The organism is Streptomyces sp. col6 (assembly GCF_008042035.1).
In the GTDB taxonomy this organism is placed as follows: Bacteria; Actinomycetota; Actinomycetes; order Streptomycetales; family Streptomycetaceae; genus Streptomyces.
In genome coordinates this window covers 43842-70444 of sequence record NZ_RDBL01000011.1, presented here as the reverse complement: position 1 = coordinate 70444, position 26603 = coordinate 43842, and the positions used below count along the sequence as shown (strand labels likewise).

Annotated in this window: 24 protein-coding genes; 14 read left to right on the top strand and 10 right to left on the bottom strand. The window is 72.3% G+C overall.

Annotated features, from left to right (window positions below; genetic code table 11):
* Together EAO73_RS15775 and EAO73_RS15770 are read right to left on the bottom strand one after the other, a co-directional pair.
* Positions 1-531: DUF6879 family protein (locus EAO73_RS15775; protein WP_147972179.1), on the bottom strand; the 531-nt coding region annotated here is incomplete at its 3' end.
* Between the two features lie 118 nt (positions 532-649).
* Positions 650-1222 carry a hypothetical protein gene (locus EAO73_RS15770; protein ID WP_224756334.1) on the bottom strand — a complete coding sequence of 191 codons (573 nt, stop codon included), beginning with the start codon at positions 1220-1222 and terminating at the stop codon, positions 650-652.
* 146 nt (positions 1223-1368) lie between these two features.
* Between EAO73_RS15770 and EAO73_RS15765 the strand changes: the two genes are divergently transcribed.
* From EAO73_RS15765 to EAO73_RS15755, 3 genes are all read left to right on the top strand, one after another.
* Positions 1369-2250 (top strand): DUF3626 domain-containing protein, encoded by an 882-nt coding sequence (locus tag EAO73_RS15765; protein ID WP_191134097.1) that lies wholly within the window; start codon positions 1369-1371, stop codon positions 2248-2250.
* 238 nt (positions 2251-2488) lie between these two features.
* Positions 2489-2737, top strand: a complete 249-nt coding sequence (locus tag EAO73_RS15760) for a DUF5133 domain-containing protein (protein WP_147972178.1) — start codon at positions 2489-2491, stop codon at positions 2735-2737.
* A gap of 103 nt (positions 2738-2840) precedes the next feature.
* Positions 2841-4232 (top strand): cation:proton antiporter, encoded by a 1392-nt coding sequence (locus tag EAO73_RS15755; RefSeq protein WP_224756333.1) that lies wholly within the window; start codon positions 2841-2843, stop codon positions 4230-4232.
* Here the strand turns inward: EAO73_RS15755 and EAO73_RS15750 are convergent.
* Positions 4153-6504: an FtsX-like permease family protein gene (locus tag EAO73_RS15750; protein WP_191134096.1), complete on the bottom strand. Its 2352-nt coding sequence runs from the start codon at positions 6502-6504 to the stop codon at positions 4153-4155. The genes EAO73_RS15755 and EAO73_RS15750 overlap by 80 nt on opposite strands.
* Positions 6501-7208 (bottom strand): ABC transporter ATP-binding protein, encoded by a 708-nt coding sequence (locus EAO73_RS15745; RefSeq protein ID WP_147972177.1) that lies wholly within the window; start codon positions 7206-7208, stop codon positions 6501-6503. The genes EAO73_RS15750 and EAO73_RS15745 overlap by 4 nt, the downstream gene beginning before the upstream one ends.
* Before the next feature lie 244 nt (positions 7209-7452).
* On the opposite strand from EAO73_RS15745, the gene EAO73_RS15740 reads away from it, so the two are divergent.
* From EAO73_RS15740 to EAO73_RS15720, 5 genes are all read left to right on the top strand, one after another.
* Positions 7453-8697 (top strand): sensor histidine kinase, encoded by a 1245-nt coding sequence (locus EAO73_RS15740; RefSeq protein ID WP_147972184.1) that lies wholly within the window; start codon positions 7453-7455, stop codon positions 8695-8697.
* Positions 8694-9389: a response regulator gene (locus EAO73_RS15735; protein ID WP_147972176.1), complete on the top strand. Its 696-nt coding sequence runs from the start codon at positions 8694-8696 to the stop codon at positions 9387-9389. Before EAO73_RS15740 ends, EAO73_RS15735 begins: the two co-directional genes overlap by 4 nt.
* 69 nt (positions 9390-9458) lie before the next feature.
* Positions 9459-10322, top strand: coding sequence for a phosphotransferase (locus tag EAO73_RS15730; RefSeq protein ID WP_191134095.1), 864 nt, complete (start codon positions 9459-9461; stop codon positions 10320-10322).
* Positions 10323-10630: 308 nt separating this feature from the next.
* Entirely contained in the window at positions 10631-12097 is a 1467-nt protein-coding gene (locus tag EAO73_RS15725) for a phenylacetate--CoA ligase family protein (RefSeq protein WP_147972174.1), read from the top strand.
* Entirely contained in the window at positions 12094-13137 is a 1044-nt protein-coding gene (locus tag EAO73_RS15720; RefSeq protein ID WP_147972173.1) for a hypothetical protein, read from the top strand. The genes EAO73_RS15725 and EAO73_RS15720 overlap by 4 nt, the downstream gene beginning before the upstream one ends.
* A gap of 31 nt (positions 13138-13168) precedes the next feature.
* Here EAO73_RS15720 and EAO73_RS15715 read toward each other — a convergent pair whose 3' ends face one another.
* From EAO73_RS15715 to EAO73_RS15700, 4 genes are all read right to left on the bottom strand, one after another.
* Positions 13169-13987: a class I SAM-dependent methyltransferase gene (locus EAO73_RS15715; RefSeq protein WP_147972172.1), complete on the bottom strand. Its 819-nt coding sequence runs from the start codon at positions 13985-13987 to the stop codon at positions 13169-13171.
* Between the two features lie 147 nt (positions 13988-14134).
* Entirely contained in the window at positions 14135-14905 is a 771-nt protein-coding gene (locus tag EAO73_RS15710; protein ID WP_147972171.1) for a restriction endonuclease, read from the bottom strand.
* A 124-nt stretch (positions 14906-15029) separates the two neighbouring features.
* Positions 15030-15896 (bottom strand): GNAT family N-acetyltransferase, encoded by an 867-nt coding sequence (locus EAO73_RS15705; protein ID WP_147972170.1) that lies wholly within the window; start codon positions 15894-15896, stop codon positions 15030-15032.
* Between the two features lie 78 nt (positions 15897-15974).
* Positions 15975-17141, bottom strand: a complete 1167-nt coding sequence (locus EAO73_RS15700; protein ID WP_147972169.1) for an FAD-dependent monooxygenase — start codon at positions 17139-17141, stop codon at positions 15975-15977.
* A gap of 103 nt (positions 17142-17244) precedes the next feature.
* Between EAO73_RS15700 and EAO73_RS15695 the strand changes: the two genes are divergently transcribed.
* Positions 17245-17877: a TetR/AcrR family transcriptional regulator gene (locus tag EAO73_RS15695; RefSeq protein ID WP_147972168.1), complete on the top strand. Its 633-nt coding sequence runs from the start codon at positions 17245-17247 to the stop codon at positions 17875-17877.
* An 18-nt stretch (positions 17878-17895) separates the two neighbouring features.
* On the opposite strand, the gene EAO73_RS15690 is transcribed toward EAO73_RS15695, so the two are convergent.
* Positions 17896-19440, bottom strand: coding sequence for an MFS transporter (locus EAO73_RS15690; RefSeq protein WP_147972167.1), 1545 nt, complete (start codon positions 19438-19440; stop codon positions 17896-17898).
* Positions 19441-19644: 204 nt separating this feature from the next.
* Between EAO73_RS15690 and EAO73_RS15685 the strand changes: the two genes are divergently transcribed.
* From EAO73_RS15685 to EAO73_RS15675, 3 genes are all read left to right on the top strand, one after another.
* Positions 19645-20535, top strand: coding sequence for an LLM class F420-dependent oxidoreductase (locus EAO73_RS15685; RefSeq protein ID WP_147972166.1), 891 nt, complete (start codon positions 19645-19647; stop codon positions 20533-20535).
* Positions 20536-20614: 79 nt separating this feature from the next.
* Positions 20615-21214: a TetR/AcrR family transcriptional regulator gene (locus EAO73_RS15680; protein WP_147972165.1), complete on the top strand. Its 600-nt coding sequence runs from the start codon at positions 20615-20617 to the stop codon at positions 21212-21214.
* 3 nt (positions 21215-21217) lie between these two features.
* Positions 21218-21586, top strand: a complete 369-nt coding sequence (locus EAO73_RS15675; protein ID WP_147972164.1) for a DoxX family protein — start codon at positions 21218-21220, stop codon at positions 21584-21586.
* A gap of 33 nt (positions 21587-21619) precedes the next feature.
* Here EAO73_RS15675 and argJ read toward each other — a convergent pair whose 3' ends face one another.
* Positions 21620-22789: a bifunctional glutamate N-acetyltransferase/amino-acid acetyltransferase ArgJ gene (gene argJ / locus EAO73_RS15670; RefSeq protein ID WP_147972163.1), complete on the bottom strand. Its 1170-nt coding sequence runs from the start codon at positions 22787-22789 to the stop codon at positions 21620-21622.
* A 370-nt stretch (positions 22790-23159) separates the two neighbouring features.
* Between argJ and EAO73_RS15665 the strand changes: the two genes are divergently transcribed.
* Together EAO73_RS15665 and EAO73_RS15660 are read left to right on the top strand one after the other, a co-directional pair.
* Entirely contained in the window at positions 23160-24959 is a 1800-nt protein-coding gene (locus tag EAO73_RS15665; RefSeq protein ID WP_147972162.1) for a cellulase family glycosylhydrolase, read from the top strand.
* A 274-nt stretch (positions 24960-25233) separates the two neighbouring features.
* On the top strand, positions 25234-26550 hold the full coding sequence (locus tag EAO73_RS15660; protein ID WP_412074600.1) for a phosphatase PAP2 family protein: 1317 nt from the start codon (positions 25234-25236) through the stop codon (positions 26548-26550).
* The last annotated feature ends 53 nt before the right edge of the window (positions 26551-26603 follow it).

Genomic DNA, 26603 nt, shown 5'->3' with positions numbered 1-26603 from the left:
GGCCGCGGCCTGTTCCTTGCGCGGCGGCGTGTAGTCGGCGTGGTCGACGGCGCGCGCCCACACCGATTCGAACGCCTCCTTGCACTGGCGGATCAGCTTGGGGTCCTCGGAGAACGCGTGCGGGCCCCAGGAGCCGTCGCCGTGGAAGGTGGTCCATCGCAGCAGGCTGTCGTCGAAGACCCAGAAGTCGTTGCCGGGAAGCAGCAGGTCCGACGCGTTCTGCCGGGGCAGCCAGCGGACCTTCTCCCCCGCGGGCACGTTGACGATGGTGGTGGTCTCCCACTCGTACTGGATGAAGTCGGTGACCGGTTCGGAGACGATCCGGGCGCGGCGCCAGTCGATGCCGCGCGTGATCGCGCCCTGCACCAGGTCGATCCAGTCGCCGTGCCGGTCGTACTCGATCGGGATGCCCCTCTGCCAGTCCACGAAGACGGGGCCCTTGGGGGTGTAGACGTCGCGCATCTCCAGGTGGAGGGCGGAATGCTCGGTCTGCGCGATCAGTTCGGCGAAGGCCGGAAAGTTGCTCGACATGCGGATCTCCCATCCAGGATGCCCGTCACCCACGCGTGCGGGCACGGTGGACCCATGGCCCTGCCCCAGTTGACCGGCCCTGCCTCGAACCGGGCTGGAGGGCCGGTCCGGCCGGCCGTCACGGCGCCGCCGGCGGCCCGGAGGCGGAGTGCCGGACGGTCCCGGAGGCGGAGTGCCGGACGGTCCCGGAGGCGGTCCCCGGCACGCCGAGACTGGCCCGTGCGTGCTCGATGTAGCGGTCCCGCGCCTGCCGGAATCGCAGATAGGCCTCGGTCCAGTCCTGTTCGGCGGCCGGGCCGGTGCCCCTGGCCAGCCCTTCCAGCCGCCAGAGGCACCGGTCCACCGACTTGGACGCGGCGTTCGCCTCCGTGTCGCCGAGCAGACCGAGGGTTTCGGACAGCGCGGAGCGGCGGGCCTCCAGCTGGCTTGTCTCGGCGAGCGCTTCGGGGGTCGCCTCGGCGGGTACGGGGCCGGTCGTGAGTCCGCGGCCCGCGGCGAGCATCTGGTAGCGCGCCGCCAACTCCTTGACTGCGTGGGCGTATTCGGCGTAGGCCGTCAACCGGTGCTCGTCCCACCGGACGGATTGCTGTCTGCGCCATCTCGTACGCTCGTTGGCGCTGGTCACCAGGAACGAGGTGAGGGCTCCCAGGGCGACGCCCGCGAGCGGCAGTATCTGGTCGGTCAGACTCACAGTAGGTCCCCCGGTCGAATAGCACGGCGAGGAGACCCTACCCACGTTCCACCGCCTCGGCCGGTGCGACACCGCGCGCGGTACGGCGGTGCCGGGCGGCGAACAATTCCCTGCGCCTGCCGGGAAGCTGGGGGAACACTGGGCCGATGAGTTCCCTCTTCCGTCCGTCCCAGCGACGGGCACTCGACCATGTCGCGTCGCTGTCGACAGGCCCCCCGGCGGACCCGGCGCTGCGGGTGACCCTGAACTTCCACCCGGACCGGCTGCTGCGCGCCACACCTGTGCTGGAGGTGATGGCCGGGACCGGCGTCTACTCCTCGCAGTTCGTCACCGGTACGAGCAACGGCGGGCTGACCGCGCGGCCGGGCGGCGACCGGTGGCGCTGGGAGAGCCGGATGTTCGACGGCTCCTACGACAGCGCGCCGGCCGAGGAGCGGCCGGTCTACGGGGCGTTGAACTTCCGCCGGTACGCGGTAGGCGGGGCGCCGAGGTTCGGCTCCGCGCACTTCAGGCTGGGCTCCGCAGCGCTGGAGCGTACGACCTTCTGCTACCCGGACAGCTTCTGCGAGCCCACGGACTTCGGGGTCGCGTCCCGCATGGGCCTGATCGCTCTCGCGCTGGCGGACCGGCAGGACGTGCTCGACGACTACATCGAGGCGCAGGTCCACGGGTCGGTCCGCCCGGACCGCCATGTGGAGGCGCTGGTCCTGGACCCCTGCTTCCGGGACACGGCCGTCGAGTCCGCCGCCCGGCGCCTCGGCTGCCCCGTGGAGTGGCACCCCGGCTTCCGTCTCACGGTCGACGAACTGCGCCGGCACCCCGGCTATCGCGGGCAGGAGTACGTGGACCTGGGCGCGGCGATCGCCGTGGACGGCTTGCTCGATCCGCGCATCGTGGGGGACGCCGCGCGCGGGGGGCGGTTCGACCCGCAGGCGGTCAAGAAGGTGTGGCACTGCCTGGCCCGCTTCGGCCACCCGTGGGAGGCTCGCGCGTCCGCGGAGGCGGTTCCCGCAGGAGGGGACGGATGACCGGGAGGCCTGCCGTGCGGGGCTGGGTGACTTCATCCGCAGGGCGGCCTCCCCGGCCATGGGAGACGTGTGCCCCGTAGGAACACCGATATGGCCGGATGCGGGAATTCGGTTTCGGCCGAAAACGGGGGGCATGCTCGGCGCGTGGCGGGGAACCCGAAGATCGTCGTGAGCGACCACCCTGCCCCAGCCGCCCAACCGGCTCGGGAGGGCCAGTTCAGTTGAGAAGGAGTTGGCTGTGCTGCTTCCCACGCCCGCAGATCTGCGCGCCGCGCTGTCCCGTTACGCGGACGCCGTGATCGAGGACGAGCGCCGTTCCACCCCGGACACCGTCCGGCGACGCGAGGACACCGCGTACACCCTGTGTGTCATGACGGGGGTCAGCGATGTGCGGGAGGCCGTGAGCACCGCCGACACGCTGCTGCGGCGCGGTGCCCCCGCCGAGGAGGCCGGCCTGACCGGCCCTGTGGGCGTGGTCGCCGCCTGATAACCCACGAACACCTGGAACCGGCCGTCGGCACCCCGGAGATCCGGGGTGCCGACGGCCGGTTCCCGTTGGGCCCCCGAGACGATGGAGGACGCGGTACCGGATGACGTTGGTGCACGGCATATACACGGCGGCGGGGATCGGGATCCTGATGGCCGCCGTCCTCCCTCCCCTGGTCCGGCGGCGCCCCTTCTCCATGCCCATGGTGTTCCTCGTCGCGGGCGCCGCGATCGCCCTGCTGCCGCTGGACGTGCCCGTCGTGGACCCGGTCCGGGACCGGGTCTGGGTCGAGCATGTGACGGAGATCTGCGTGATCGTGTCGCTGATGGGCGCCGGTCTGGCGATCGACCGGCCCTTCGGATGGCGTGGCTGGGCGGGGGCCTGGCGCTTCCTGGGGCTGGCCCTGCCGCTCACCATCGCGGGGGTGGCGCTGCTCGGGGTGTGGCTCGTGGGCTGGCCCCCGGCGGTGGCCCTGCTGCTGGCCGCCGCGCTGGCGCCGACCGACCCGGTGCTGGCTGCGGAGGTACGGGTCGGGGAGCCGACGAGCGGTGAGGACGAGGACGACGAGGAGGAGGTGCGGTTCACGCTGACCTCCGAGGCCGGGCTGAACGACGGTCTCGCGATGCCATTCGTGCTGGCCGCCGTGGCACTGGCGGCGACCGCGGGCGACGGCTGGTCGGCGGAGTGGATCGGCCACTGGCTGCTGGCCGATGTGCTGCTGCGGGCGGTCGTCGGCCTGGTGGCGGGTGTGGCCGTGGGCCGGCTGCTCGGCCGGCTGTTCTTCCGCTCCCGGCATGTGCGCCTCTCGCAGCAGATGGAGGGCTTCACCGTGCTCGGTGCCACGTTCACCGTGTACGGACTCACCGAACTGCTCCACGGGTACGGATTCCTCGCGGTGTTCGTCGCGGCGTGCACCATACGCGCCGCCGAGCGCGGTCATGGCTACCACCAGGTGCTGCACGGTTTCGGCGAACAGGTCGAACGTCTGCTGACCGCCGTGCTGCTGTTCCTGCTGGGCGGCTACCTGGTGGCCGACGGACTGGGCGAACTCCCGTGGCAGGGGGCGCTCCTCGGCCTCGCCCTGATCCTGGTGATCCGCCCTGCCGCCGGCGCCGCCGCGCAGCTGGGCTTCCCGGCCGGGCGGCGCGAGCGGGCGGTCACCGCCCTGTTCGGCATCCGGGGCATCGGTTCGCTGTTCTACCTCGCGTACGCGCTCGGCGAGGGCCCCTTCACGCGGTACGCCGACGAGCTGTGGGCGGTCGCGGCGTTCACGGTACTGGTCTCCGTACTCCTGCACGGCGCGACGGCGACACCGGTGATCCGGCGCCTGGACCGGCGGCGGGAGCGCGTTTCCCAGGACACGCCCTGGGAATCGCGTTCCCCGCGTCGCCCGGAGTCCCGTACGGGCCCCGCGGCTACTCGGTTCGCAAGGACGTCGCCGTACGGGCCCCGGCCGCCCAGCCCGCGGGCAGGACGGCGCCCAGGGCGGCGATGACGAGGCCGCCGAGTGCGAGCGGGAACAGTTCCGCCGAGGGGTATACGGCGAGGACGGATTCGGGGAGGCGAAGGCCTACGCTCCCGCCCATCGCGGGCAGGACCCCGCGGTGCAGGGCGACGCCGAGCGGTACTCCGAGGGCGCCCGCGGCCAGGCCGGTGACGGCGACCGAGGTGAGGACCATGACGACGGTCTGGCGGGGTGTCATGCCGAGGGCCTTGTGGATGCCGATCTCACGGACGCGCTCACGGGTGTCGAGCAGCACCCCGTTGAGCACGCCCAGCGCGGCCACGGCGACGAGCATCAGCGTGAGGATCCCGGACAGGGCGTTGAGCGTGGCGACCATGTCGCCGCCCGCACCGAGCCCGCCCGCCCTCGCCGTGACACCCAGGGGCTTCAGGGCCCTGTTGAGCGCGTCGGCATAGGCGGTGACGTCGGTGCCGGGGGCGACCGCGATGTGGTGGCTGGTCTCCGTCAGGTCCGGGTGGGCCGGTTTGAGCGTCGCCGCGTCGGTGAAGACCTGCATGCCGTCGTTGCGCGGGTCGAGCACCTCGCCGACGATCCGTACGGTGACGGGCGCCCCCAGGCCGTTCAGGGTGAGCGTGTCACCGATGCGGGTGCCGGTGGCGGTGAGGAAGGGGGACGGGACGGCGGCCTCGCCGGGCCGGGCGATCCAACGGCCGGCGACCATGGTGTAGCCGCCCCAGGAGGCGTCTCCGGTGAAGGCGACGACGTCGGTGGTGCCGGTGAGCCCGCCGATCGTGGCGCGGACCGTCGAGGCGCTGTAGTACGCGCCGGTGCCGGGGTCCGCCTCGATGGCCGCGGCGACGGCGGCGGGGTCGGCCCTGTCGTGCCGCGCGGGGCGTCCGGCGCCCGGCGGCCCGAAGTCCGGGAGGGGCGCGGGAACGACGACGTCGGCGGCGTCGTGCGCCTTGGCCTTCATCACCTCGCCGAGTGAGGCGCCCATCCCCACGGTGAACGTGACGGCGACCGTGCCGAACAGGACCGCCGTACCCATGGCCAGTGCGCGGGCGGGCCGTGCGAAGGGCCGGACCAGGCCGAGGGCGACGGGCTGCGGCAGGGGCAGGCGTCCGGCGAGGCGGGCCGCCCACCGGCCGCGTGTGGCCGAGGCGTTGCGTCCTACGGCGAGCGCGTCGACCGTACGCAGCCGGCCCGCCCGCCAGGCAGCGGCCCACGCGGTCGCCGACACCAGGCCGAGCGCTCCCCCGACGACCGCCAGGTCGACCCAGGGGGCGACGGCCAGGGACGAGGTGCCGTACGCCTCCTCGGTCTCGGCCATCACGGGGACGGCGAGCAGGTGCCCCGCGACGATGCCGAGGACGGTGCCGGTGATCGCGGGGATCAGTGCCTGGCCCACATGGGCCCGTACGACCTGGGCGGGGGTGCACCCGACGGCCTTGAGGATGCCGATGCGACGCGTCCCCGACCCGACGGCCGAGGCGACGACGTTGCCGACGGTGAGGACCGACATGACCAGGCCCAGCGCGCCGAAGGCGAAGAGGAAGGGAACGTACAGGGCGGTGTCCCGCTCGGCGGACTTCCTGACGGCCAGCCAGGACTGCTGGCCCACGGCTGCTCCGGCGGGCAGGGATGCCTTCACCCTGCCGCCGCCCGCGGTGATCCGCGCGGCGGTGTCCGCCTCGGTGAAGCGGAACAGCATCTGGTAGCCGCCGTTGCCGGACGCGGTCAGGGCCGGCATCTGGGCGGGGACGACCCAGGCGTCCGCGGTCCCGGTGACCGAGCGGGCCACGCCGACGACGGTCAGCGCGGGGTCACCGGGCAGGCCGGTGAAGCGGATCTCCTTGCCCAGGACGGGAAAGAGCGAGGAACCGGTGGAGAGAACGATCTCGCCGGGCCGCGCGGCCCACCGGCCGTCGGTCAGCGCGACCTCGTCCACGTCCCGGCCCGGGTCTCCCCGGCCCGCCACGGTCATGGGCCACCCGGGACCGGTCGCGTCGGGGCGCGGGGTGACCGTCGCCGTGCGGAAGGGGCCCGCGGACGCGCGGACGCCTGCGGTGTGCCCGGTCCTCGCCAGCCGGGCGGCGCTCACCTCGTCCGCGTCGAACTCCATGGACAGGTGCGCGCCGTGCTGCCGGGCGAAGGCGTCGTCGAAGGGTGCGCCGGAGACCACGAGCAGCGATCCGGCGAGCACGGACGCGGCGACCGCCATCATCACGGCGAGCCCGATCACCAGCGTCTGCACGCGGCGCCGTGCCACTCCGGACCGCACCACCCGGCCGAGGGCGCTCATCGGACGGACTCCGGCGCGTCGGCCCGCGACGGCAGGTCATGGGTGATGCGGCCGTCGGCGATGCGGATCGTGCGGTGGGTGCAGGCACGGGCGAGCGCGAGGTCGTGGGTGACGACGACGATCGTCTGGCCCTCGGCGTTGAGTTCGGTGAGCAGCCGGCTGACGTCCTGTCCGGCGGCGGTGTCCAGGGCTCCGGTCGGCTCGTCGGCCAGGAGCAGCGCCGGTCGGTTCATCAGGGCGCGGGCCACCGCGACGCGCTGCCGCTGGCCGCCGGAAAGCCGGCCGGGGTAGGCGCGGGCGTGGCGGTCGATGCCGAGCCGTTCCAGGAGTCCGGCCGTCCGGCGGGCCGCCTCGCCGCGCGACATGCCGGCGAGGCGTGCGGGCAGGGCGACGTTGTCGCCGACGGTCAGGTCGTCGAGCAGGTTGAAGAACTGGAAGACCATCCCGACCCGGGAGCGCCGGTACAGCGCCGACGCTGCCTCGCTCAGCCGGTCGACGCGTACCCCGTCGACGGTGACCGTGCCGGTGTCGGGCCGGTCGAGGCCCGCCACAAGGTTGAGGAGCGTCGACTTGCCGCTGCCGGAGGGGCCGAGGATCGCGACGGCCTCCCCCGGCAGCACGCTCAGCGAGGCCTCGTGGAGGGCGGGCGGACCGTCGTCGTAGCGACGGCTCACCTCGCGCAGTTCGATCAGTGGTGCGGTCACGGCGGGGCTCCTGATTCCTGTGCGTTCCGGCTGCCTGAACGCTAGGAGCGGTCCCGGTGCGCACGCGTCGGCCGCCGGAACCCCTCCCGGTCCGGCGCCGGGATGAGCGGCGCGTTCGTCGTCCTTGCGAGGTAGGCGGGTGATGTACGGCCCGCCGCCGGAATGGGCACGGGGGCGGACCCCCCGGGGTGCGCACCGCCGGGACAATGAAGCGGTGACGGACGTACGTACGAAGCTGGAGCGGCTGCGGGAGAGCGCCCGCCGGGTGGCCGGCGCCGGTGGTCCGCCGCCTCGGCCCTCCCGGCGCGCCCGGCAGTTCGACGTGCTGGTGGCGTTGGTCCTGGGAGCCGCCACGGTGTACTACGGCGTGGACAACGCCGACAACGTGGTGGTGCGGATGGTCGGCGACCGGGCCTACACGTTGGCGCGCCCGTCCGGGACCGGCGGGATGGCCTTCATGGTGACGCTCGCAGCCGTCGCCTCGGGTGCCCTGGTGCTGCGCCGCCGCTACCCGCTCGCCGTGCTGTGCGTGGTGACGGCCGCGACGCTGGCGACCCCGCAGAGCGTGATGCGCCTGACGTTCTACGCGTTCGTGATCGCGGTGTACGGCGCCGCCGTGTACAGCCCGCACCGGACGGCGACGCTCGTGGCGCTGCCGGTGTCGGTCGCCCTGGTCGGGACCTCCGGGAACTCGGTGACGCCGATCGTCCCCAACGAGTACATCGCCCTGCTGATCCTGACCCCGATGGCCGTGGCGGCGGTGGGGCTGCGCACATGGAAGCTCCGGTCCGACGAGGGGCGGGCGCGGCTCTCCGTGCTGGAGCGCGAGCAGGAGGAGGCGCTGCGCCGGGCCGTGGAGCACGAACGGGCCAGGATCGCCCGCGAGTTGCACGACGTGGTCACGCACAACGTCAGCGTGATGATCATTCAGGCCGGTGCCGCCCGCACCATTATGAAGTCCTCTCCCGCACTGGCCGGCGAGGCGCTGCTCGCCGTGGAGGCGGGCGGCCGGGCGGCGATGACCGAGCTGCGCCATGTGATGGGCCTGCTGACCACGACCGCCGAGGACGAGGCTGCGGACCCGGACGCGGTGGTGCCGGCCCCGCAGCCGGGTCTCGACCAGCTGGAGACGCTGGTGGGGCGGGTCCGGGACGCGGGGCTGCCGGTCGAACTGGCGGTGACGGGCCGGTCCCGGCCGCTGCCGCCCGGTCTGGAACTCGCCGCCTACCGCGTCGTCCAGGAGGCCCTGACGAACACGGTGAAGCACGCGTCGGGCGCCTCGGCGGCCGTGACCGTCGAGTACGGGCCGCGCAGGCTGCGGGTGGAGGTCACCGACGCCGGCGGGCGTCCGGGCACGGGGGCCGGGAGCGGCCGGGGCCTGATCGGGCTGCGCGAGCGCCTGGCCGTGTACGACGGCACCCTGAGCACCGGCGCGCGTCCGGAGGGCGGTTACCGTGTGGAGGCCCTGATCCCCTTGGAGACGCTGTGACCGAGCCGCCGCGTGTGCTCATCGCCGACGACCAGACCCTGGTCCGCACCGGGTTCCGGCTGATCCTCGGCGCCGACGGCATCGACGTCGTCGCCGAGGCCACGAACGGGGCGGAGGCGGTCGCCGCGGTGCGCCGCACCCGGCCCGATGTCGTCCTGATGGACGTCCGGATGCCCGAGATGGACGGGCTGGAGGCCACCCGCCGCATCCTCGCGGACGGCTCCGACCGGCCGCGCGTCGTCATCCTGACCACGTTCGACCTCGACCGCTATGTGTACGCGGCCCTGTCGGCCGGGGCCAGTGGCTTCCTGCTGAAGGACGTCACACCGGAGCAGCTGACGGCGGCGGTGCGCACGGTCCGCACCGGCGACGCCCTCCTCGCGCCCGCCATCACGCGCCGTCTCGTCCAGCGGTTCACGCGGCGGGGCGGCGACAGCGCCGCCCCGCACCGTGACCTCGCCGCGCTCACCCCGCGCGAGCTGGAGGTCCTCGGCCTGCTCGCCCGGGGCCTGAGCAACGCCGAACTCGCCGCCCGCCTCCACCTGGCCGAGACGACGGTGAAGACCCACGTCGCCCGCATCCTCGCCAAACTCGGTCTGCGGGACCGGGTCCAGGCCGTCATCGTCGCCTACGAAACGGGGCTGATCAGCGTCGGCGAACAGGGGATGGAGGAGGAAGAGGCCGGCCCCTGACGCTCGACCCCGACCGTGCCCTCGTGGATGATCGGCGTGTCCGTGGGGACCGGGAGGCGGGGGCGTGCTGTGCACAGGGCCGATGAGTTCGTCGACGACATGGCTCGGGCGTGGCTGGGCGAGCGGTACGGGGCCGCCTGGGTGGCCGGGCTGCCCGCGCTGATGGGGCGTCTGCTCCGGGAGCACCACTGGACGCCGGTGCGACGCCTGACCGGCGGATGCACGGCGTGCGTGCTGGTGGTCGACGGTCCGGGCGGGCGTTGCGTGGTGAAGGTGACGCCCTGTGTGACCCGGAGCCGCCACGAGGCGGCGGCGCTGGAGGCACTGGGGTGCTCCGGTGTCGGGCCACGACTCCTGGACCACTGGGAGGAGCCGGGCGAGGTGGGCGACGTCTCTGTACTGGTGACGCAACTCCTTGGCGATGGCTCCTCGTTGCGGCACGAGAGCTCAAACGCCCCCTCTGTCGAAGCACTCGGGGCGATGCTGCGTGCGGTCGAGGAGTGCGGGGCACAGGCCTTGTCCCTTCGTACGGATACACTTCACGACCACCTCGGCCCTCGCCTGGGACGCGCGCGCGGCGGCGGTCTGCACGGGACGCAGGCTCCGGCGGAGAGGGAACTGGTGGCGGCGCGGGAGACGTTCCACGCACTGATGTCGCCCACCCCCGGGACCTGGGTGCACGGCTCGCTGCATCCGGGCAACCTCGTCCCGGGGGCGGACGGCCGGTTGCTGGTGGTCGATCCGCGTCCCTTCGCCGCCGACCCCGCGTACGACGCGGCGGAGGTCTGTCTGAAGTGGGGCAGTGAACGGCACGGCCGTCGTCACAACCTCGCCGACGGCCGTGCTCTCTGGCGGCGGCTCCGCCGCCGCCTCGACCACGACGGCGAGCGGGTCGACGCCTGGATGCGCGTCCTGGCGGCCACCGGATTCTGAACCGGGGCGCGCCGGGGACGCGGGCCCGTCGCGGAACGCCCGATGTCCCGGTTCGTACCGTTGAGTCGTCCACTCACCTGCTCTACTCTCTCGTTCATCGCACAGCCGTTCCCGGCTGCGAGTGCACCGCCTGGAGCCCAGCCGCCCTTGCGGGGCGGCCCCGAGAAGGGAGATCCGCCATGGTCAAGCACTACATCAAGTACGCGTTCAGCACCCTCACCGCGGCCATGTTCGCCAGCATGGTCTGACCGGGCCCGCCCCGGCCTGGACCGGGAGTTAAGCCCCGGTCCAGGCGTAGGGAGGCCTCTTTGTTCGGTACCGCGCTCAGCCAGCTCCGCTACGGCGCCGCGATCCTGCGCAATCGCCGTATCCGTCCGTACGACCTGGAGCGCATCGCCCGGGATCTCGTCGCGACCCTCGCGGAGTTCGGCGAGCCGGGCGCGGACTCGGCGCTGCTGCCCGGGACGGCCGGTGCGGTCGATCCCGCCGTGCGGCGGACCGTCACCGAGCGCAGCCTGCGGGCGACGGCTCGGGCGGCCGCCCGGCACACCGCGTACTACCGGCGGACGTTCGACCGGCTGGGGATCGATCCGGAGGCGCTGACCCCGGAGACCTGGGATCAGGTGCCGGTCACGCCGAAGGCGGAGCTGCGCGGGCTGCCGGCGGCCTTCGTGTCGGCCGTCTCCGCACCGGCGCTGATGGCACTGACCACCGGGACCAGCGGCACCCCCACCACCGTGTGGTTCTCCCGGGCGGAGGTCGAGATCTCGGTCGCCATGAGCACCGTCTCCGCCGTGCTCGCGCAGGGCCTGCGCCCCCAGCACACGCTGGCGTACGCGGGCTGCTCGCGCGCGACGCTGCCGTTGCTCAACGTCGAGGAGTCGGTGACCCGGATCGGGGCGTCATTCGTCCAACTCGGCACCGTGGCCCCCGCGGTGGCGCTCGACCGGCTGGCCGCTCCGCTCGGGCTGCGCGGGAAGGCCCCGCAAATCACCCATCTGACGCTGTCGGCCTCCTACCTGGCGGCCCTGGTCGAGGAGGCCGAGCAGGGCGGCTGGCGGGCCCAGGACTTCGGGCTGACCCATATCGGCGTGGGTGGCGAGCCGCTCTCGGAGCCGTTGCGGGAGCGGGCCGAGGCCGCGCTGGGGGCCGCTGTCTCCACCTCGTACATGATGACCGAGGCCGTGCCGTCGGGCGGCACCCCGTGCAGCGAGGGGCATCTCCACCACACCACCGAGTTCGGGCATCTGGAAGTCCTGGATCCGGTGACCCACGCTCCGACGGAACCGGGCGGTGCGGGCATGCTCGTACAGACGCCCTACGTGCCCTACCGGGACTGCACCCTGCTGCTGCGGTACGCGACCGGCGACCTGGTCCGGCTGCCCGGGGAGCCACCCGCCTGCGAGCTGGCCCATCTGCCCGCGACCTCCCAGATCCTCGGCCGCTGGTCGGGGCCGCTGAGCATCGCGGTACCGACCCGGTCGGTGCTGGAGCTGCTGGAGGCGGAGCGGGACGTCCCGCTGCCGGCGCGCTCCGCCCTGGCCGAGGGGCCGCCGGGCCCCCGCCTGCACGTACTCGTCCGACGGCTGCCCGCCGCCGGTCTCCTGGGCAGGCTGGAGGAGCGGGCCACCGCCCTGGGGCTCGGGCTGAACGCCATCGTGCTGCACGACGACCCGGCCACGATGCCGCCGACCGGTCCGGTCCGGGCCGATCTGCGCGAGCACACCTTCGAACCGGCCCGCCCGGCCACCACTCCCGTCACGAGCCCGGCATGAGCGCCGCGGCCCTGGTGGGCCTGAACTGCTGCACCGCCGCGATCACTCTGGCGGGCCTCGGCTACTTCGCCCGGGTGCGGATGCCGCGCCCGCCGGTGGGACGGTACGAACTCGCCGATGTCGCGGTGGTGTTCGTCGTGGTCGTGGCCGCTCCCCTGCTCTATCTGGAGCTGCCCCGGGCCATGGTCGCCGTCGTCTTCGGTCTGGTGCTCTGCGCGGCGCTCCAGTTCACCCTGGCCCCGGTCATCGGCGGGGGCAGGGCCTGGTCGCTCGCACTCATGGCGGTCGCCGCGACCGCCGGGTGCGCGTTCGCGGACCGGTCGCTCGCCGTGCTCGTCCTCACCGATGTGCTGCTCGCGACGGCCGTCGTGGGCGTGGCGAACATGTGGGCGCAGGCCGGGATGCGGTCGGCGCACGTGGCCTGGTTCGCGGGGGCGCTGGCCTGCTACGACCTGGTGGCGACGGGGCTCACCTCGGTGATGGACCGGTTCGCGGTCCAGGTGATGGGGCTGCCGTTCGCCCCGCTGCTCGCCGTCACCCGTGGCGATCCGCCGGTGGCCCTGGGCCTGGGCGACCTGCTGCTGCTCGTCCTCTTCCCGCTGGTGGCGGTCAAGGCGTTCGGACGTGCCGCGGGTCTGCTGGCGGCGGGGGCCGGGGTGGCGGTGTCGGGCGCCGTCAGCCTGCTGTTCGGCCTCGGGGTGCTGACCGGTGCGTTCCCGCTGCTGACCGCGCTCGGTCCGCTGATCGTTCTCCAGCACGTGCTGTGGATACGGGTGCGGGGCGCCGAGCGTACGGTCGCCGAGTGGCGTGCGGGCACCCCGAACGCGGCGGCGGCCCTCGCACCGGCGGACCCGGACCCCATGCTGCTGCGGGCGATCGACCCGGCCGATACGGAGGGGCTGCGTACCGGGCTGCCCGAGGGCGGCTGGCTCGCGGTCCTGGACGGCCGGGTCGTGGGCGCCGGCCCGTCGCCGGGCCTCGCCCGTCGTGACGCGGAGCGCCGGGGCTGTGCGGCAGTTCCGGTCGTACGTCAGGGCTGAGCGGGCCCGTACGGCCCGGCGACAGCCGCCGTCACGTCCAGGCGACGGCGACGTACTCGGGGATCAGCCCGGCCTCGGACACGATCACGCGGTCGAGGTAGTGGCGTTGCAGGTCCTCGGGCCCGCGGTCCTCGATCTCCGTGCCGAACAGCGTGACCAGCTCGTCGTGGGTCAGGAAGGACGCCTCCTCGGGGACCGACCGGCTGCGGAACCAGTCGCGCTGGTCGGCCAGCACCTGACTGCCGGCGGACGCGGCGGGCCAGTAGCTGACCGCGCTGACGGCACACGTACCGAAGCTCGCCCCGAGGCCGGTCACCGCGCGCGCGGTGCGCGCGGGCAGATAGAAGACCACCCCCTCGGCCACATAGGCCACGGGCCGCCCGTCGGCCCATTCACGTACCAGCGAGGTGAGTTCCGCGCGCGCCGCCTCGTCCCTGAGGTCCATCGGCAGGTGCCGTACGTCGCGCCGCGGCAGCACGCCCGCCGCCATCAGCTCCGCCGCACGCTCCCGCTTGGCCTCGGCCATGCCGGGCAGATCGACTTCCAGCGCCCCGGCGAAGGGCAGGAGCCAGGGGTACGAGGAGAACCCGGCGCCACAGCTCACGAGGACCGTGTCGGGGTCCTTGGCCAGCTGGGCGGCGAGGGTGTCGGCTATGTATCTGCCACGCAAGGAGACGACCAGGTCGTCGTGTTCGTAGGTCACTTCGGCGTACTTGTCCCACAGCCCGCGTACGGCGGGCCGCTCCTGATCGGGGATCCAGGCGCCTGCGAACGGGTCCTGCGAGAGATCGGGCCGCCGGGCCCGGGACTCATTGACGAGGTAGGCGGTCGCCTCGACTCCACTATGCATGGCTGTGTACTCCCGGGTCACGGAGGGGCCTTGTCCCCGTGATCAAAGTTCACACCGGCATCACACACAACTAAGCACTGGTAAAAGGCAGTTGATGGATCCACACCACTCTCTGGGCCATCCCGCGCGCTCCCGTCGTCCAGGCGCTCACGCCGAATCCACCATCGCCGGGCCCCAGGGGGCCGGTCCGGCGCCCTCGGCCCAGGCGTTGAGCGTGGCGCCGTCGACGCACTGGATGCCGCACGCCTCCGCGTACTCCAGGGCCGGCGCGGTGAACTCACTGGTCGTCACGACGGCGGCCAGCTGCGCGCCGTGGACCGTCCAGCAGGTGCCGCCGAAGCGCTGGAGGTCCTGGGAGCCCACCTTGTGCGCGGGTCCGTACTGCTTGCACTGCACGACGACGCGCCGGCCGTCCGGCGCGGTCGCGAGGACATCGGCTCCCAGGTCGCCGGCGCCGCCGACCACCTCGACCTCCTGGCAGCCGTCCCGTTCGCACAGCTCGGCCACGGCCGCCTCGAAGCCGTCCGGGTCGAGAGCGGTGAAGTCGGGCACCCGGGGCGGGAGTACGGCGGTCAGCCCGTCCCGCGCGTCGGTGGGGGCCTGCAGAAGAAGCAGCGGGCCGGGGTCCGGTTCGGTGATGGTCTCCTCCGCCGGAGGCGTCATGCCCGCGCGGGCCGCCCGGCGCAGCTCGCGGGCGCGAGGCATCGCCCGGAACAGGGTGTGGAGCACCGGCAGGGCGAGCAGCGCCAACAGCACGGCGGTGACCGGGTGGTCGCCGGCCCAGTGGGCGAAGCGCACGAAGAGCAGGACTCCTCCGCAGATCACGGCGCCGGCCAGGGCGAGGGTGAGCAGCGGGCTGCGCAGCGAGTGAGTGGTGGGGGTGCGGGGCGTGACGCTTCTGGTTCTGCGTATCGGCACGGCGTCTCCCTCATCAGGTCGCGAATGTCATCGACCGCCATGTGCCCCGATCCGCCCCGTCCATGATCAGCGACGGTGTCGGGCGGTTCGCGTGAGGCGCCGCCCGGCCCGCGACGTCCGCCGTTCAGGCGCTCCGGAAACAGTCGTGGATCTCGGGGCGGCGCTCGAAGCCGCCCGCCACGTACGTGATCACGCCGCCGGTGTTGGAGCTCGGGGTGCAGACAAGGGCGCTGGACGAGCCCAGCTCCCGGAGGGCGCCCGCGGCGGCGAGGGTGATCGCCCGGCCGTGGCCCCGGCCGCGGTGGTCCCGGTGCACACCCATGGGTTCGAGGACCCCCGGCCGCCCCGGCCCGGCCGACCACACCGTCACCGTCGCGACCGCGTCGCCCCGGTCGTCGTACGCGAGCAGGCAGCGGGCATCGCCGAACAGCGGGCCGGACGCCATGGCTTGCCACCGCTCGTACGTGAACCGTGAGCCCTCGAAGGCTCCCCGGACGACCTCCGCCACCAGGTGTGCCCGGTCGGGACCGGCGACCTCGATCCGCAGCCCCGGCTCGGCCACGGGCGCGCTCAGGTCCCGGCGCAGCGGCGACCACGGCTCGTCGGTGCCCCAGCCCGCGTCGGCCAGCAACTCCCGCACCAGGGCGTCCTCCGGCGCCTCGACGGCCGCCCTGCCCCTGGGCAGCACGCCACGCGCGGGGGCGGTCAGGTCGGCGACCAGGTGGCGCGCCAGTTCCTCGTCCCGGCGGGCGTCCGGCGCGGTGGTGAGCCGCACCAGGCCGGGGCCGTCGAGCAGCCCGACGGCGAGGATCCGCCCGCCCCGGCTCCAGGTCCTGACGGCCTCGGCGGTGGCCCGCGGGCCGGCCCGCCAGAACCAGCCCAGGTCCCCCGGATGCAGCTGCATCGGTGCGCCTTCCTCCTGCCAGTCCCGCAGCGCGTCCCCCGCGGTGACCAGTCGGTCGATGTCCGGCGTGTCGAGTGCGATCGTCATGCCGCCGATCCCACACCACCGGGACGACGGCCCGCACCTGGTTTCCGGGGCACCGGTGCGAAGCCCCGGGATGCGACGTCAGCCTCGCTGGGCGGCACCCGGGAGTTCGCCGCAGTCGTACGTGTAGAGCCAGGCCGTGGCCTTCTCGTAGAAGAACCGGATGCCCAGCGGCATCATCAGGTCACGCGCCCACCGGCCGAGCGGGCCCGCCGTCTTGGAGTCGCGGTTGCCCGCCGCCGCCCTGGCCATCCTTGCGAGCCGGTCCGAGCGGGCGGCGTCGTAGGCGGAGAGTGCGGCCGCGACGGAGGTCTGCGTGCCCAGTGACCGGGCAAGGACGAGGGCGTCCTCCAGGGCCATCGAAGCACCCTGCCCGGCGCCCACGGGGTGGTCGGCGTCGCCGAGCAGTACGACGCGGTCGTTGTGCCGGACCGTCACCGCGTCCAGAGTGTGCGTCAGCGTGGGCCGGTGCAGTTCGACGGTGGCGGCGAGGACCTCGGACGGCACGCGTTCATTCCGGTACAGGCCGGCGAGGTGGGCGAGCCACGCGTCGTCCGCGCGGTCGAGGTCCGGTTGTCCGGGGCTCGCGACCTGGGCCGACCACCAGACCCTGCCGTCGGGGGCCGCGAGGTGGAGGAAGGCGCCGTTGCGGGCGAACGTCATGTGGAAGACGCCGGCTTCGGCAGGCACGCCCTCGGAGACGCCGGAGACGCTGTACAGGCCGGCGTAGGCGGGGACGGGTGCGCGCGGGTCGAGCAGGGTCCGGGTCACCGAGTGGATACCGTCCGCGCCGACGAGCAGGGAGGCCTCCGCCGTGCGGCCGCTCGCGAAGACCGCGCGTACACCCGTGTCCGTGGCGACCGCGTCCACCAGCCTTTCACCGGTGACGACATGGGCGCCGGCGGCCACCGCCTCGGCACGCAGCGTCTCGACCAGCGCGCCCCGCATCAGGGTCACGCTGTGCAGGTCGTCGCCGCCGAGCCGTCCGCGCGGTACGTCCCCGAGGAGCTTTCCGGAGCCGGACCACATGCGCTGGCGCGGCACGTCGATGCCCGCGCCGCGCACCCGGTCCAGGACGCCGAGGGCCCGCAGCACCCGCTGCCCGTTGGACGCGATGCTCAGGAACGAGCCCACCCGGCCTGCCGGTTCGGCGTACGCCTCGTAGACCGCGACCTCCACGCCGAGCCGCCGCAGCGCGATGGCGCTCGCCACTCCGGCCACTCCCCCGCCGACGACGATGACGTTCACATCAGCCCCCTGAATCAGTATTCATTGAATCAATATTCACCGAACTCGCGTTCACTATGATGGAGCGCACGACCACGCGTCAAGCGACAAGGAGCCCCGCCCGATGGGCGTTCGCAAGGAAAAGGCCGCCGAGACCGAGGCGGCACTGAAGGACGCGGCACGCAGGCTGTTCGCCGAGCGCGGCTACCTCGATACGAAGATCACCGACATCACCCGCGAGGCCGGGCGCGCCACCGGCTCCTTCTACGCGCACTTCGCGGACAAGGAAGCGCTGCTCAAGGCCCTGGTGGGCGATCTTCACGCACAACTGGCCGCGGAGATGGGCGCGCAGGAGCACCCGGCCGACCACGACCTGACCGACCCCGCGCAGCTGCGCGCGCATCTGGCGGCCACCTGGGGGGTCGTCCGTGACCATCTTCCGGTGATCGTGGCGCTGATGCAGACCACGTTCGCGGGGCCGCCGAGCGAGGGCCGCGCCTGGGCGAGCCTGGCCGGGGACACGGGCATCTTCCGCGAGCACCTGGCCTGGCTGCGCGACCGGGGCCACCGGCTGCCGGGCGACCCCGCCGTGGTGGCGGCGGCGATGGGGGCGATGGTCTCGCAGCTCGCGTTCGCGGTGACGACGGCGGGGCCCGGCCGGCCCGGGATCTCCGACGACGAGATCGTGGACACGCTCACCCGGCTGCTGCTGCACGGACTGGCCGGACCCGCGTCCGCGACGACGGGTCCGGCCTGAGGGCCGCGCCCGGCCGCGTTACGTCGTCTGGGACAGCGGCTTCGCGATGTCCTCAAGGGAGCGCTGCTCGGCGTCGACCGCGAGGAAAGCCGCGACGAGGCCCGCCGCGCACATCAGGCCGGCGCCGATGGAGAAGGCGAGGGCGGTGTCGCCCGGGACGCCGGACTCGGTGAGGTCGGCGAAGATCAGGGGGCCGCTGATCCCGCCGGCCGCGGTACCGATCGCGTAGAAGAAGGCGATGGCCATGGCCCGGGTCTCCATGGGGAACACCTCGGAGACCGTGAGATACGCGCTGCTCGCGCCGGCCGAGGCGAAGAACAGCACCACGCACCAGCAGGCGGTGAGGGTGTTGGCGGTCAGCGAGCCCCGGTCGAACAGCCAGGCCGTGATGAACAGCAGGATGCCCGGCAGGATGTAGGTGCCGGCGATCATGACGCGCCGTCCGATCGTGTCGAACAGCTTGCCCAGCACCAGCGGGCCGATGAAGTTGCCCGCCGCGATCACCGCGAAGTAGTAGCCGGTGTGACCGCTCTCCACGTCGTAGAACGTCGTGAGGATCGCACCGAAACCGAAGGTGATCGCGTTGTAGAGGAACGCCTGCCCGATGAAGAGGGAGAGGCCGAGCACCGCACGCTTGGGGTAGCTGTGGAAGACGGTCTTGGCGATGAGTCCGAAGCCGATGCTCTTGCGCTCGTGGATCGTGATCTCCCCGGCCGGCGGCGGCAGCGGCTCGTGCTTCTCCTCCTCGATCTCCCGCTCGACGGAGTCCACCAGCTTGTCGGCCTCCTCTCCGTGGCCGTGGATGAACTGCCAGCGCGGGCTTTCCGGCACGTGCCGGCGTACGAGCAGGATCACGAGGCCCAGGACGACGCCCAGGGCGAAGGTGAGTCGCCAGCCCAGGTCCTTGGGGAAGTAGTCCGTGTTCAGCATGACGATCGAGAGCAGCGCACCGCCGACCGCGCCCAGCCAGTAGCTGCCGTTGATGATGAGGTCGACCCGGCCCCGGTACTTCGAGGGGATCAGTTCGTCGATCGCGGAGTTGATCGCCGCGTACTCGCCGCCGATGCCGAAGCCGGTCAGGAAGCGGAAGAGGAAGAACCACCACGCGCTGAAGGACAGCGCGGTCATGGCGGTCGCCGCGAGGTAGACCGCGAGCGTCACCATGAAGAGCTTCTTGCGGCCGTAGCGGTCGGTGAGCCAGCCGAAGAACAGCGCCCCCGTACAGGCACCCGCCACATAGAGGGCGGCGGCAAGTCCGGTGACCTGGGCGGACGTGATGTCCAGGCCCGACCCGTCCTCGGAGAGCCGGCTCGCGATGTTGCCGACCGTCGTGACTTCGAGGCCGTCCAGAATCCACACCGTGCCGAGGCCGATGACGATCATCCAGTGCCAGCGCGACCAGGGCAGCCGGTCCAGCCGGGCGGGTACGGCGGTGGTGACGGTGCCGAGCCCGGAGTCACCGGGCGCCGCCGCCTCGTCGCGCGGATCGCGGTCCGGGTCCCCTCCCCCACCCGGGCGTTGTTTCCTGTCTCCAGGTCCCTCCGATGCGGCGGGGGTCGTCACGGCAGCTGCCTCCTCGTCCGGGCGGGTATGTCCTGCGGGGCGCAGAGCATCCAATATCCGCCAGTTGCCCCGGCGCCGCCGCCGCACACGCGGCGACTCGTCCACACGGGTCGCGCTCACGGCGCGGTGACGGCGTGTCGGGCGGGAACCGGCCCGGTCGCAGCGGCCCGGGAATAGCGGGAGCCCGGCGCTGTTGCCCCCGGCATGACTTCTGAGACACGTGAGACGTTCGGCCGGGTCGGCATCTGGAACGGGGCGCTGCACGCGTCGCGGGTGGACGCCGACGGAAAGAAGGCGATCGAGGAGGCGGTCGCGGAGATCGAGGCGCTCGGATACGGGACGCTGTGGCTCGGCAGCAGCCCCTCGCCCGACGACGCCGCCGCGATCGTCGACGCCACCTCGGCCATCACCGTCGCCACCGGCATCCTGAGCATCTGGAACCACACCGCCGAGGAGGTGGCGGCCCGGATCTCCGCGATCGACGCGCACGCCCGGGGCCGTTTCGTCCTCGGCCTGGGCGTCAGCCACGACGCGCTGGCCCCCCAGTACGCGAAGCCGTACAGCGCGATGGTGGCCTACCTCGACGCCCTGGACGCCGCCGACCCGTCCGTGGGCTCCGGGCACCGGGTGCTGGCGGCGCTCGGCCCGAGGATGCTGAAGCTCGCGTCGGACCGGGCGCTGGGCGCACACCCCTACCTCGTCACGGCCGCGCACACGGCGGAGGCGCGCGAGGCGCTCGGACCGGACGCGCTGCTCGCCCCCGAGCTGTCCGTCGTGCTCGACACCGATCTCGACCGGGCATGCGACACGGCCCGCGCCATGCTGGCGATGTACCTCAAGCTGCCCAACTACACGGGCAACCTGCTGCGCCTCGGCTTCACGGAGAGCGACTTCGAGGACGGGGGCAGTGCGCGTCTGCTGGACGCCCTGTTCGCCCTCGGCGACGCCGAGCGGGTGAAGGCGCGGGCGAACGAGTACTTCGACGCCGGGGCGAACCACGTGGCACTCCAGGTGGTCACCGCCGACCGGGGGAAGACCGGGCTGCCGCTGGCCGAGTACCGCGAGCTGGCCGACGCGTTCGGCGACGAACTGTAGAGCTCTTCCGGAGCCCCGGTCCGCCACTGCGCGGGCCGGGGCTCTTGCATGGGCGCGCTCACGCCCGTACATTGTGAACGTGTTCGATGAACAGGTTCAGTCAACGCGCGCGGCGCAGAAGCGGCGGACCGCCGCCCGCATCGTCGAGGCGGCCGCCCGGCTCTTCACGGAGCACGGCTTCCAGAACACGACGGTGCGTCAGATCGCCGCCGAGGCCGGGGTTTCGGTGGGCGCGGTCATGGCCGTCGGGGACAAGGAGTCGCTGCTGAGCCTGGTGTACGACCAGGCCATCGCCGACCGCATCCCCGCCCCGCCCGAACCGGCGACGGCAGGGGCCGCACAGCCCGCCGTGGAGTATCTGGCCCACTACTTCGACCCGTTCCTGGGGCTGTTCGCCGAGAACGACGACCTCGCCCGCGCGTACTTCCGGACGCTGGCCCGGGGCCGGCCCGAGAACGCCGCCCTGGGCGCACTGCGCACGCTCACCGAGAACAACCTCACGGCCGCGATGGTCAACGCGGGCATGCCCGAGGAGCGGGCCCGGCTCGGCGCGCAGGTGATGTTCGCCGGCTACCTGGGGGAACTGATGCTGCTCGCCGCCGGAACGACCGACCACCAGCAGACGGCGGTGAGGCTCCGGACCATCGCCGCGTTCGTCGCCGCCCAGGAAGGGAACTGACCGATGACACTCTCCGAACTCCCCTCCCCCGTATGGCCGGTGGTGGTTCTGCTCGTCATCCAGGCCGGCGACGCGGCGATGATGCTGCGCCCGCCCCGGTTCATCGTCGACTGCCTGGAGGGCGTGCGGCTGCCGCGCGACTGGTGGTGGGTGCTGACCACCGCCAAGACCGCGTCGGTGGTGGGCCTGGTCGTCGGCTTCTGGGTCTCCGGTGTCGCGATGACAACGACGGCGGCGATCGTGGTCTACTTCATCGCCGCCGCCGTGGCACACATCCGCGCACGGGCCCTCAACACCACGTTCTGGGTGAACTGCCTCGGCATGCTCGTGGTTTCCCTGGCGGTGCTGGTGGGGTCCTTCGTACGGGTGTAGCGCGGTCCGTCGCCGGGGCGGCGGACCGGCTCGTCAGGTCGTGTAGTCGGCGTTGACGCGGATGTAGCCGGCCGACAGGTCGCAGCCGTACACGGTCGCTTCACCACCACCGAGGCCGAGCGTGATCGCGATGTCCACCTCGTCGCGCCGCATGAGGTCCACGAGTTTTCCGAGGGTGTCCGCCTCGGGCTCCTCCGGATACACCTCGATGTCCCCGAACTTCACGGTGACGGCGTCCGGGTGGATGTCGGTGTCGTCGGTGTTCTTGCCGATCGCCATGAGAACCCGCCCCCAGTTGGGGTCGGCGCCATGGACGGCGGTCTTCACCAGCGGGGAGTTCACCACGCTCTTGGCGACGCGTTTGGCCTGCGCGTGGTCGCGGGCGCCGCCCACGGTGACACGCAGCAGCTTGGTGGCCCCTTCGCCGTCGCTCGCCAGTTGCAGGGTGAGCTCCAGGCACAGGTCCGCGAGCGCCTCGGCGAACAGCACCGGATCGACCGCTCCGGCCGCCCCGTTGGCGATGACGGCCACGGTGTCGGAGGTGGAGGTGTCGGTGTCGACGCTCAGACAGTTGAACGTGCGGTCCACCGCCCCGCGCAACGCGGCGTCCAGGTCGGCCGGCGCCAGCTCGGCATCGGTGAATACATAGGCGAGCATCGTGGCCATGTTGGGCTCCAGCATGCCGACCCCCTTGGCGACACCCACGATGCGGGCCCGCCCGACGGTGCGGACGGCGGTCTTGGGGCGGGTGTCGGTGGTCATCATCGCGCGGGCCACGTCCCGGGGGCCGGCCGTGAACGCCGCGATGCCCCGCTCGGCGGTCCTGTCGAAGTGCGGGAGGATGGTGGTCATCGGCAGCGGGCGGCCGATGACACCCGTGGAACCGATGAGCACATCGCCTTCGGGGACCCCGAGGATCCCGGCGACGCGGCGGACGACCTCGGCGGCGTTCTCCTCGCCCTGGCGCCCGGTGGCGACATTGGCGTTCTGCGCCAGCGTGGTCACGGCGCTCAGGCTGCGCCCGGCGGCGTGCCTGCGGCTGAGCACCACGGCCGGTCCCGCGAAGAGGCTCTGCGTGAACACGGCGGCACTTACCGCCGGCCGGTCCGATGCGACGATCGAGATGTCGTCGCCCTCCTCGCGCAGCCCACCGTGACCGGTGTACGCGAGAAAGCCCGTCGGCCAGGTCAGGGTGTCGCTCATATACGGCAATGCATGATCATGCGTCATGTGACATATCTTTACATCGCGAGGCGTGGGCGTCCACCTCATTCCGGAACCCATCCCGAACGGCGCGCGCCGCGGGCGCCTGCCACACCCGCCTCACTGCCTTCAACACATGAACGCCGCACGCCCCATTGACATGCCCATGGCTCTATCGCTTTTATGGCGCCGGGTCACCGCCACCCACCCCACCCCCGGGCAACGGGACTCCACCCCGGCAGCGGGGAGGTGGCCGGCGACTCCCGCACCCCCGTCCCCACATCACAGGCGGCGCGGCGCGCGGCGCGAGATGGGAGCGCTCCCACCCTTCTCGCGCCGACACCGCGCCCCCGAGAGAGGAACCAGCACCGTGCTTCACCCTCTCCGCACCCTCCGCAGAGCCGCCAGAGCCGCCGCCTTCGGCGCGGCCGCCCTGCTCCTGCCCCTTGTCGGCGCCGCCACGGCCTCGGCCGCCCAGCCGGCCGCGACGGCTGCCGGGTCGGGCTACTGGCACACCAGCGGGCGGCAGATCCTGGACGCCGCCGACCGGCCGGTGCGCATCGCCGGCATCAACTGGTTCGGCTTCGAGACCGCCAACTACGTGCCTCACGGCCTGTGGTCACGCGACTACAAGAGCATGATCGACCAGATGCGGTCGCTGGGCTACAACACCATCCGGCTGCCCTACAGCGACGACATCTTCGCCGGCACCGACCCGGCGAGCATCAACTATTCGGGCGGGATGAACACCGACCTGCAGGGACTCGACTCGCTCCAGGTGATGGACCGCATCGTGGACCACGCGGGCAGCGTCGGCATGAAGGTCATCCTGGACCGGCACCGCCCGGACTCGGCAGGCCAGTCGGCGCTCTGGTACACCTCGGCCGTCCCCGAGTCCACCTGGCTGGCCAACCTCACGTCGCTGGCCGCCCGGTACGCGGGCAACGACGCGGTGGTCGGCATCGACCTGCACAACGAACCGCACGACCCCGCCTGCTGGGGCTGCGGTGACACCACGAAGGACTGGCGACTGGCGGCGGAGCGCGGCGGCGACGCCGTCCTGTCGGCCAACCCGAACCTGCTGATCTTCGTGGAAGGGGTGCAGACCGTCGACGGGGTGTCCGGCTGGTGGGGCGGCAACCTCATGGGCGTCGGCCAGTACCCGGTGGAGCTGAGCATGCCGCACCGGGTGGTGTACTCGGCGCACGACTACGCCACCAGCGTCGCCCAGCAGCCGTGGTTCACCGACGCCTCGTTCCCCGACAACATGCCCGGCGTCTGGGACAAGTACTGGGGCTACATCTTCAAGCAGAACATCGCCCCGGTGTGGGTGGGTGAGTTCGGCACCACGCTCCAGTCCACGACCGACCAGAAGTGGCTCAAGGCCCTGGCCGGCTATCTGCGGCCGACGAGCCAGTACGGGGCCGACAGCTTCTCGTGGACCTTCTGGTCCTGGAACCCGAACTCCGGGGACACCGGCGGCATCCTCAAGGACGACTGGACCTCGGTCGACACCGTGAAGGACGGCTACCTGGCGAGCATCAAGGCGCCCGACTTCGGCAACGGCACCGGCAGCGGCGGGGGCGACACCCAGGCGCCCACGGCCCCGACGGGCCTCACCGTCACCGGGACCACCGCGACGTCCGTCTCCCTGTCCTGGAAGGCCGCGTCCGACGACACCGGAGTCACCGGCTACGACGTGTACCGCGGCTCCACCAAGGCCGGCACCGCCACCGGCACCACGTTCACGGACACCGGCGTGACGGCCGGCACCTCGTACACGTACACCGTCCGGGCCCGCGATGCCGCGGGCAACACCTCGACACCCTCCGCGTCCGCCGCGGCCACCACGACCGGCGCCGGCGGCAACACCGGCTGCAAGGCCGTCTACACCGTGAACGGGGACTGGGGCAGCGGGTTCGGGGTGGACGTCACCGTGACCAACACGGGTACGGCGCCCGCCACCTCGTGGAAGCTGACCTGGACCTACGGCGGCAGCCAGAAGATCACGAACATGTGGAACGCGTCCTACACCCAGACCGGCGCTTCCGTCACCGTCACCAGCACCGACTACAACGGCGGCCTCGCGGCAGGGGCGCACACCGGCTTCGGTTTCCAGGGCACACCGGCCGCCGGCGCCGTGCCGACCGTGAGCTGCACGCTCTCCTGACCGTCCCGCACCCACCGCTCCGCAGGGAGGAGCACCGTAGCCCGCCCCCGTGGCGGGCTACACCTCTTTCGGGACAGGACTTTTCGCGCGTCCATGACCGGCGAATACCCGTCGAAACCGCTCGGTTAGCATGATCCCACCCCGGCGACCACCCTCATCGCCCGCACACCATGCCATAAGGCATGAAAAGCGACCTATTTGACCAAAACCCAGGACATCGGCCAGAGAATTGATACCTATAGCATCGCGGGCGTTTTCGCGAATAAGCCGACGAATACCCTTCGCCGCGTGGCGCCGGCCGCGGGCGATCCTCTGGACGGCGGCGGCGGTGGTGACGCTCGCGTTCCTTGTCGCGCTGGAGTTCGCCGCACGCCACTACGGGCTGCCGGGGCCGATGACCACGCAGGTCCAGGAAGTGGTGGTCGCACCCAAGTCGGGCTTCCTGCTGTACGCCAGCATGGGTCTGATGATGGTGGTCCTCACCTGGCGGCAGCGTTTCATCGCGCTCGGTGTAGCGGCCGGCATCGACCTCGTCATCGCGCTGATCCGGTGGGTGGCCGACGCTCCCGTCACCGAGGGACACCCCTTCGGGAACGGCGCGCTGTGGGTGATCATCGGGGTCACGGTCATCGCCCTCACCCGTCGCACGGGCCAGGAACGCATGCTGCTCCTGAAGGGCGTCGGTCTGGGTCTGCTCCTGGTGACCGGGCGGAAGACCGGTGACACCTGGCTGCTCATCACCTCGAAGACGCGCCCCGATGTGCTCGACCAGTACATGGCCAACGCCGACCACGCGCTCGGCAACCCGTCCTGGCTGGTGGGGCGGCTCGTCGAAGCGACCGGCTCGGCCGGCGCCCACTTCCTCAACGCCGTCTACGCGCAGCTGGCGGTCGCCGCGGTCTGTGTCGCGCTGTACCAGCTGCGCAACGTGGCGACCGACCGCGTCTTCCCCGGCCACCACCTGGTGCGCACCTTTCTGGTGATCGGTCTCCTCGGCCCGGCCATCTACATGATCTTCCCGGTGGTCGGCCCGGTCTTCGCGTACGGCGCCGACGGCGGGCACTGGGCGGTGGCCGACCTGTGGCCCGGGACCGCCGTTCCGATCGGCACCCCCCACCACATGCCGTTCGACGAGATCACCCCGCGCAACTGCATGCCCAGCCTGCACACCGCGTGGGCCACCGCGATCTTCATCCACTCCCGCAAGGGCCCGAAGTTCCTCCAGTACGCCGGCGCCTTCTGGCTGGTCGCCACGCTCGCCGCGACCCTGGGCTTCGGCTACCACTACGGCGCGGACCTTGTCGCCGGTGTGGTGTTCACGCTCACGATCGAGACGGGCATGCGCGCGCTCGAACGCGGCTGGGACCGGTCGGCCGTTCAGCTGGTCGCCTACGGCACGGTGGTGTTCGCCGCGCTCCTGGTGGCGTACCGCTATCTGTCGCTGGAGATGGCCCACTACCCGTGGCTGTTCGGACCGCTGCTCCTGCTGGCCATGGGATCGGTGATCTACGGTTACGTACGGCTCAACCGGCGGTGGGAGCCGAAGGCGGCGCCCGCGCCGAAGCTGGAACCACAGCCCGAGATGGCCTGAACCCCGCCCGCGTACCTGGGTAACGTTGGCCCGCACCACCCCGCCGGTTTCTT

Coding starts and splice junctions, on each gene's coding strand:
- EAO73_RS15720 (WP_147972173.1), top strand. CDS start 12,094: ATGAGCGCCGCGGCCCTGGTGGGCCTGAACTGCTGCACCGCCGCGATC.
- EAO73_RS15750 (WP_191134096.1), bottom strand. CDS start 6,504: ATGAGCGCCCTCGGCCGGGTGGTGCGGTCCGGAGTGGCACGGCGCCGC.
- EAO73_RS15715 (WP_147972172.1), bottom strand. CDS start 13,987: ATGCATAGTGGAGTCGAGGCGACCGCCTACCTCGTCAATGAGTCCCGG.
- EAO73_RS15755 (WP_224756333.1), top strand. CDS start 2,841: ATGACGTTGGTGCACGGCATATACACGGCGGCGGGGATCGGGATCCTG.
- EAO73_RS15685 (WP_147972166.1), top strand. CDS start 19,645: ATGACTTCTGAGACACGTGAGACGTTCGGCCGGGTCGGCATCTGGAAC.
- EAO73_RS15675 (WP_147972164.1), top strand. CDS start 21,218: ATGACACTCTCCGAACTCCCCTCCCCCGTATGGCCGGTGGTGGTTCTG.
- argJ (WP_147972163.1), bottom strand. CDS start 22,789: ATGAGCGACACCCTGACCTGGCCGACGGGCTTTCTCGCGTACACCGGT.
- EAO73_RS15705 (WP_147972170.1), bottom strand. CDS start 15,896: ATGACGATCGCACTCGACACGCCGGACATCGACCGACTGGTCACCGCG.
- EAO73_RS15765 (WP_191134097.1), top strand. CDS start 1,369: ATGAGTTCCCTCTTCCGTCCGTCCCAGCGACGGGCACTCGACCATGTC.
- EAO73_RS15695 (WP_147972168.1), top strand. CDS start 17,245: ATGGGCGTTCGCAAGGAAAAGGCCGCCGAGACCGAGGCGGCACTGAAG.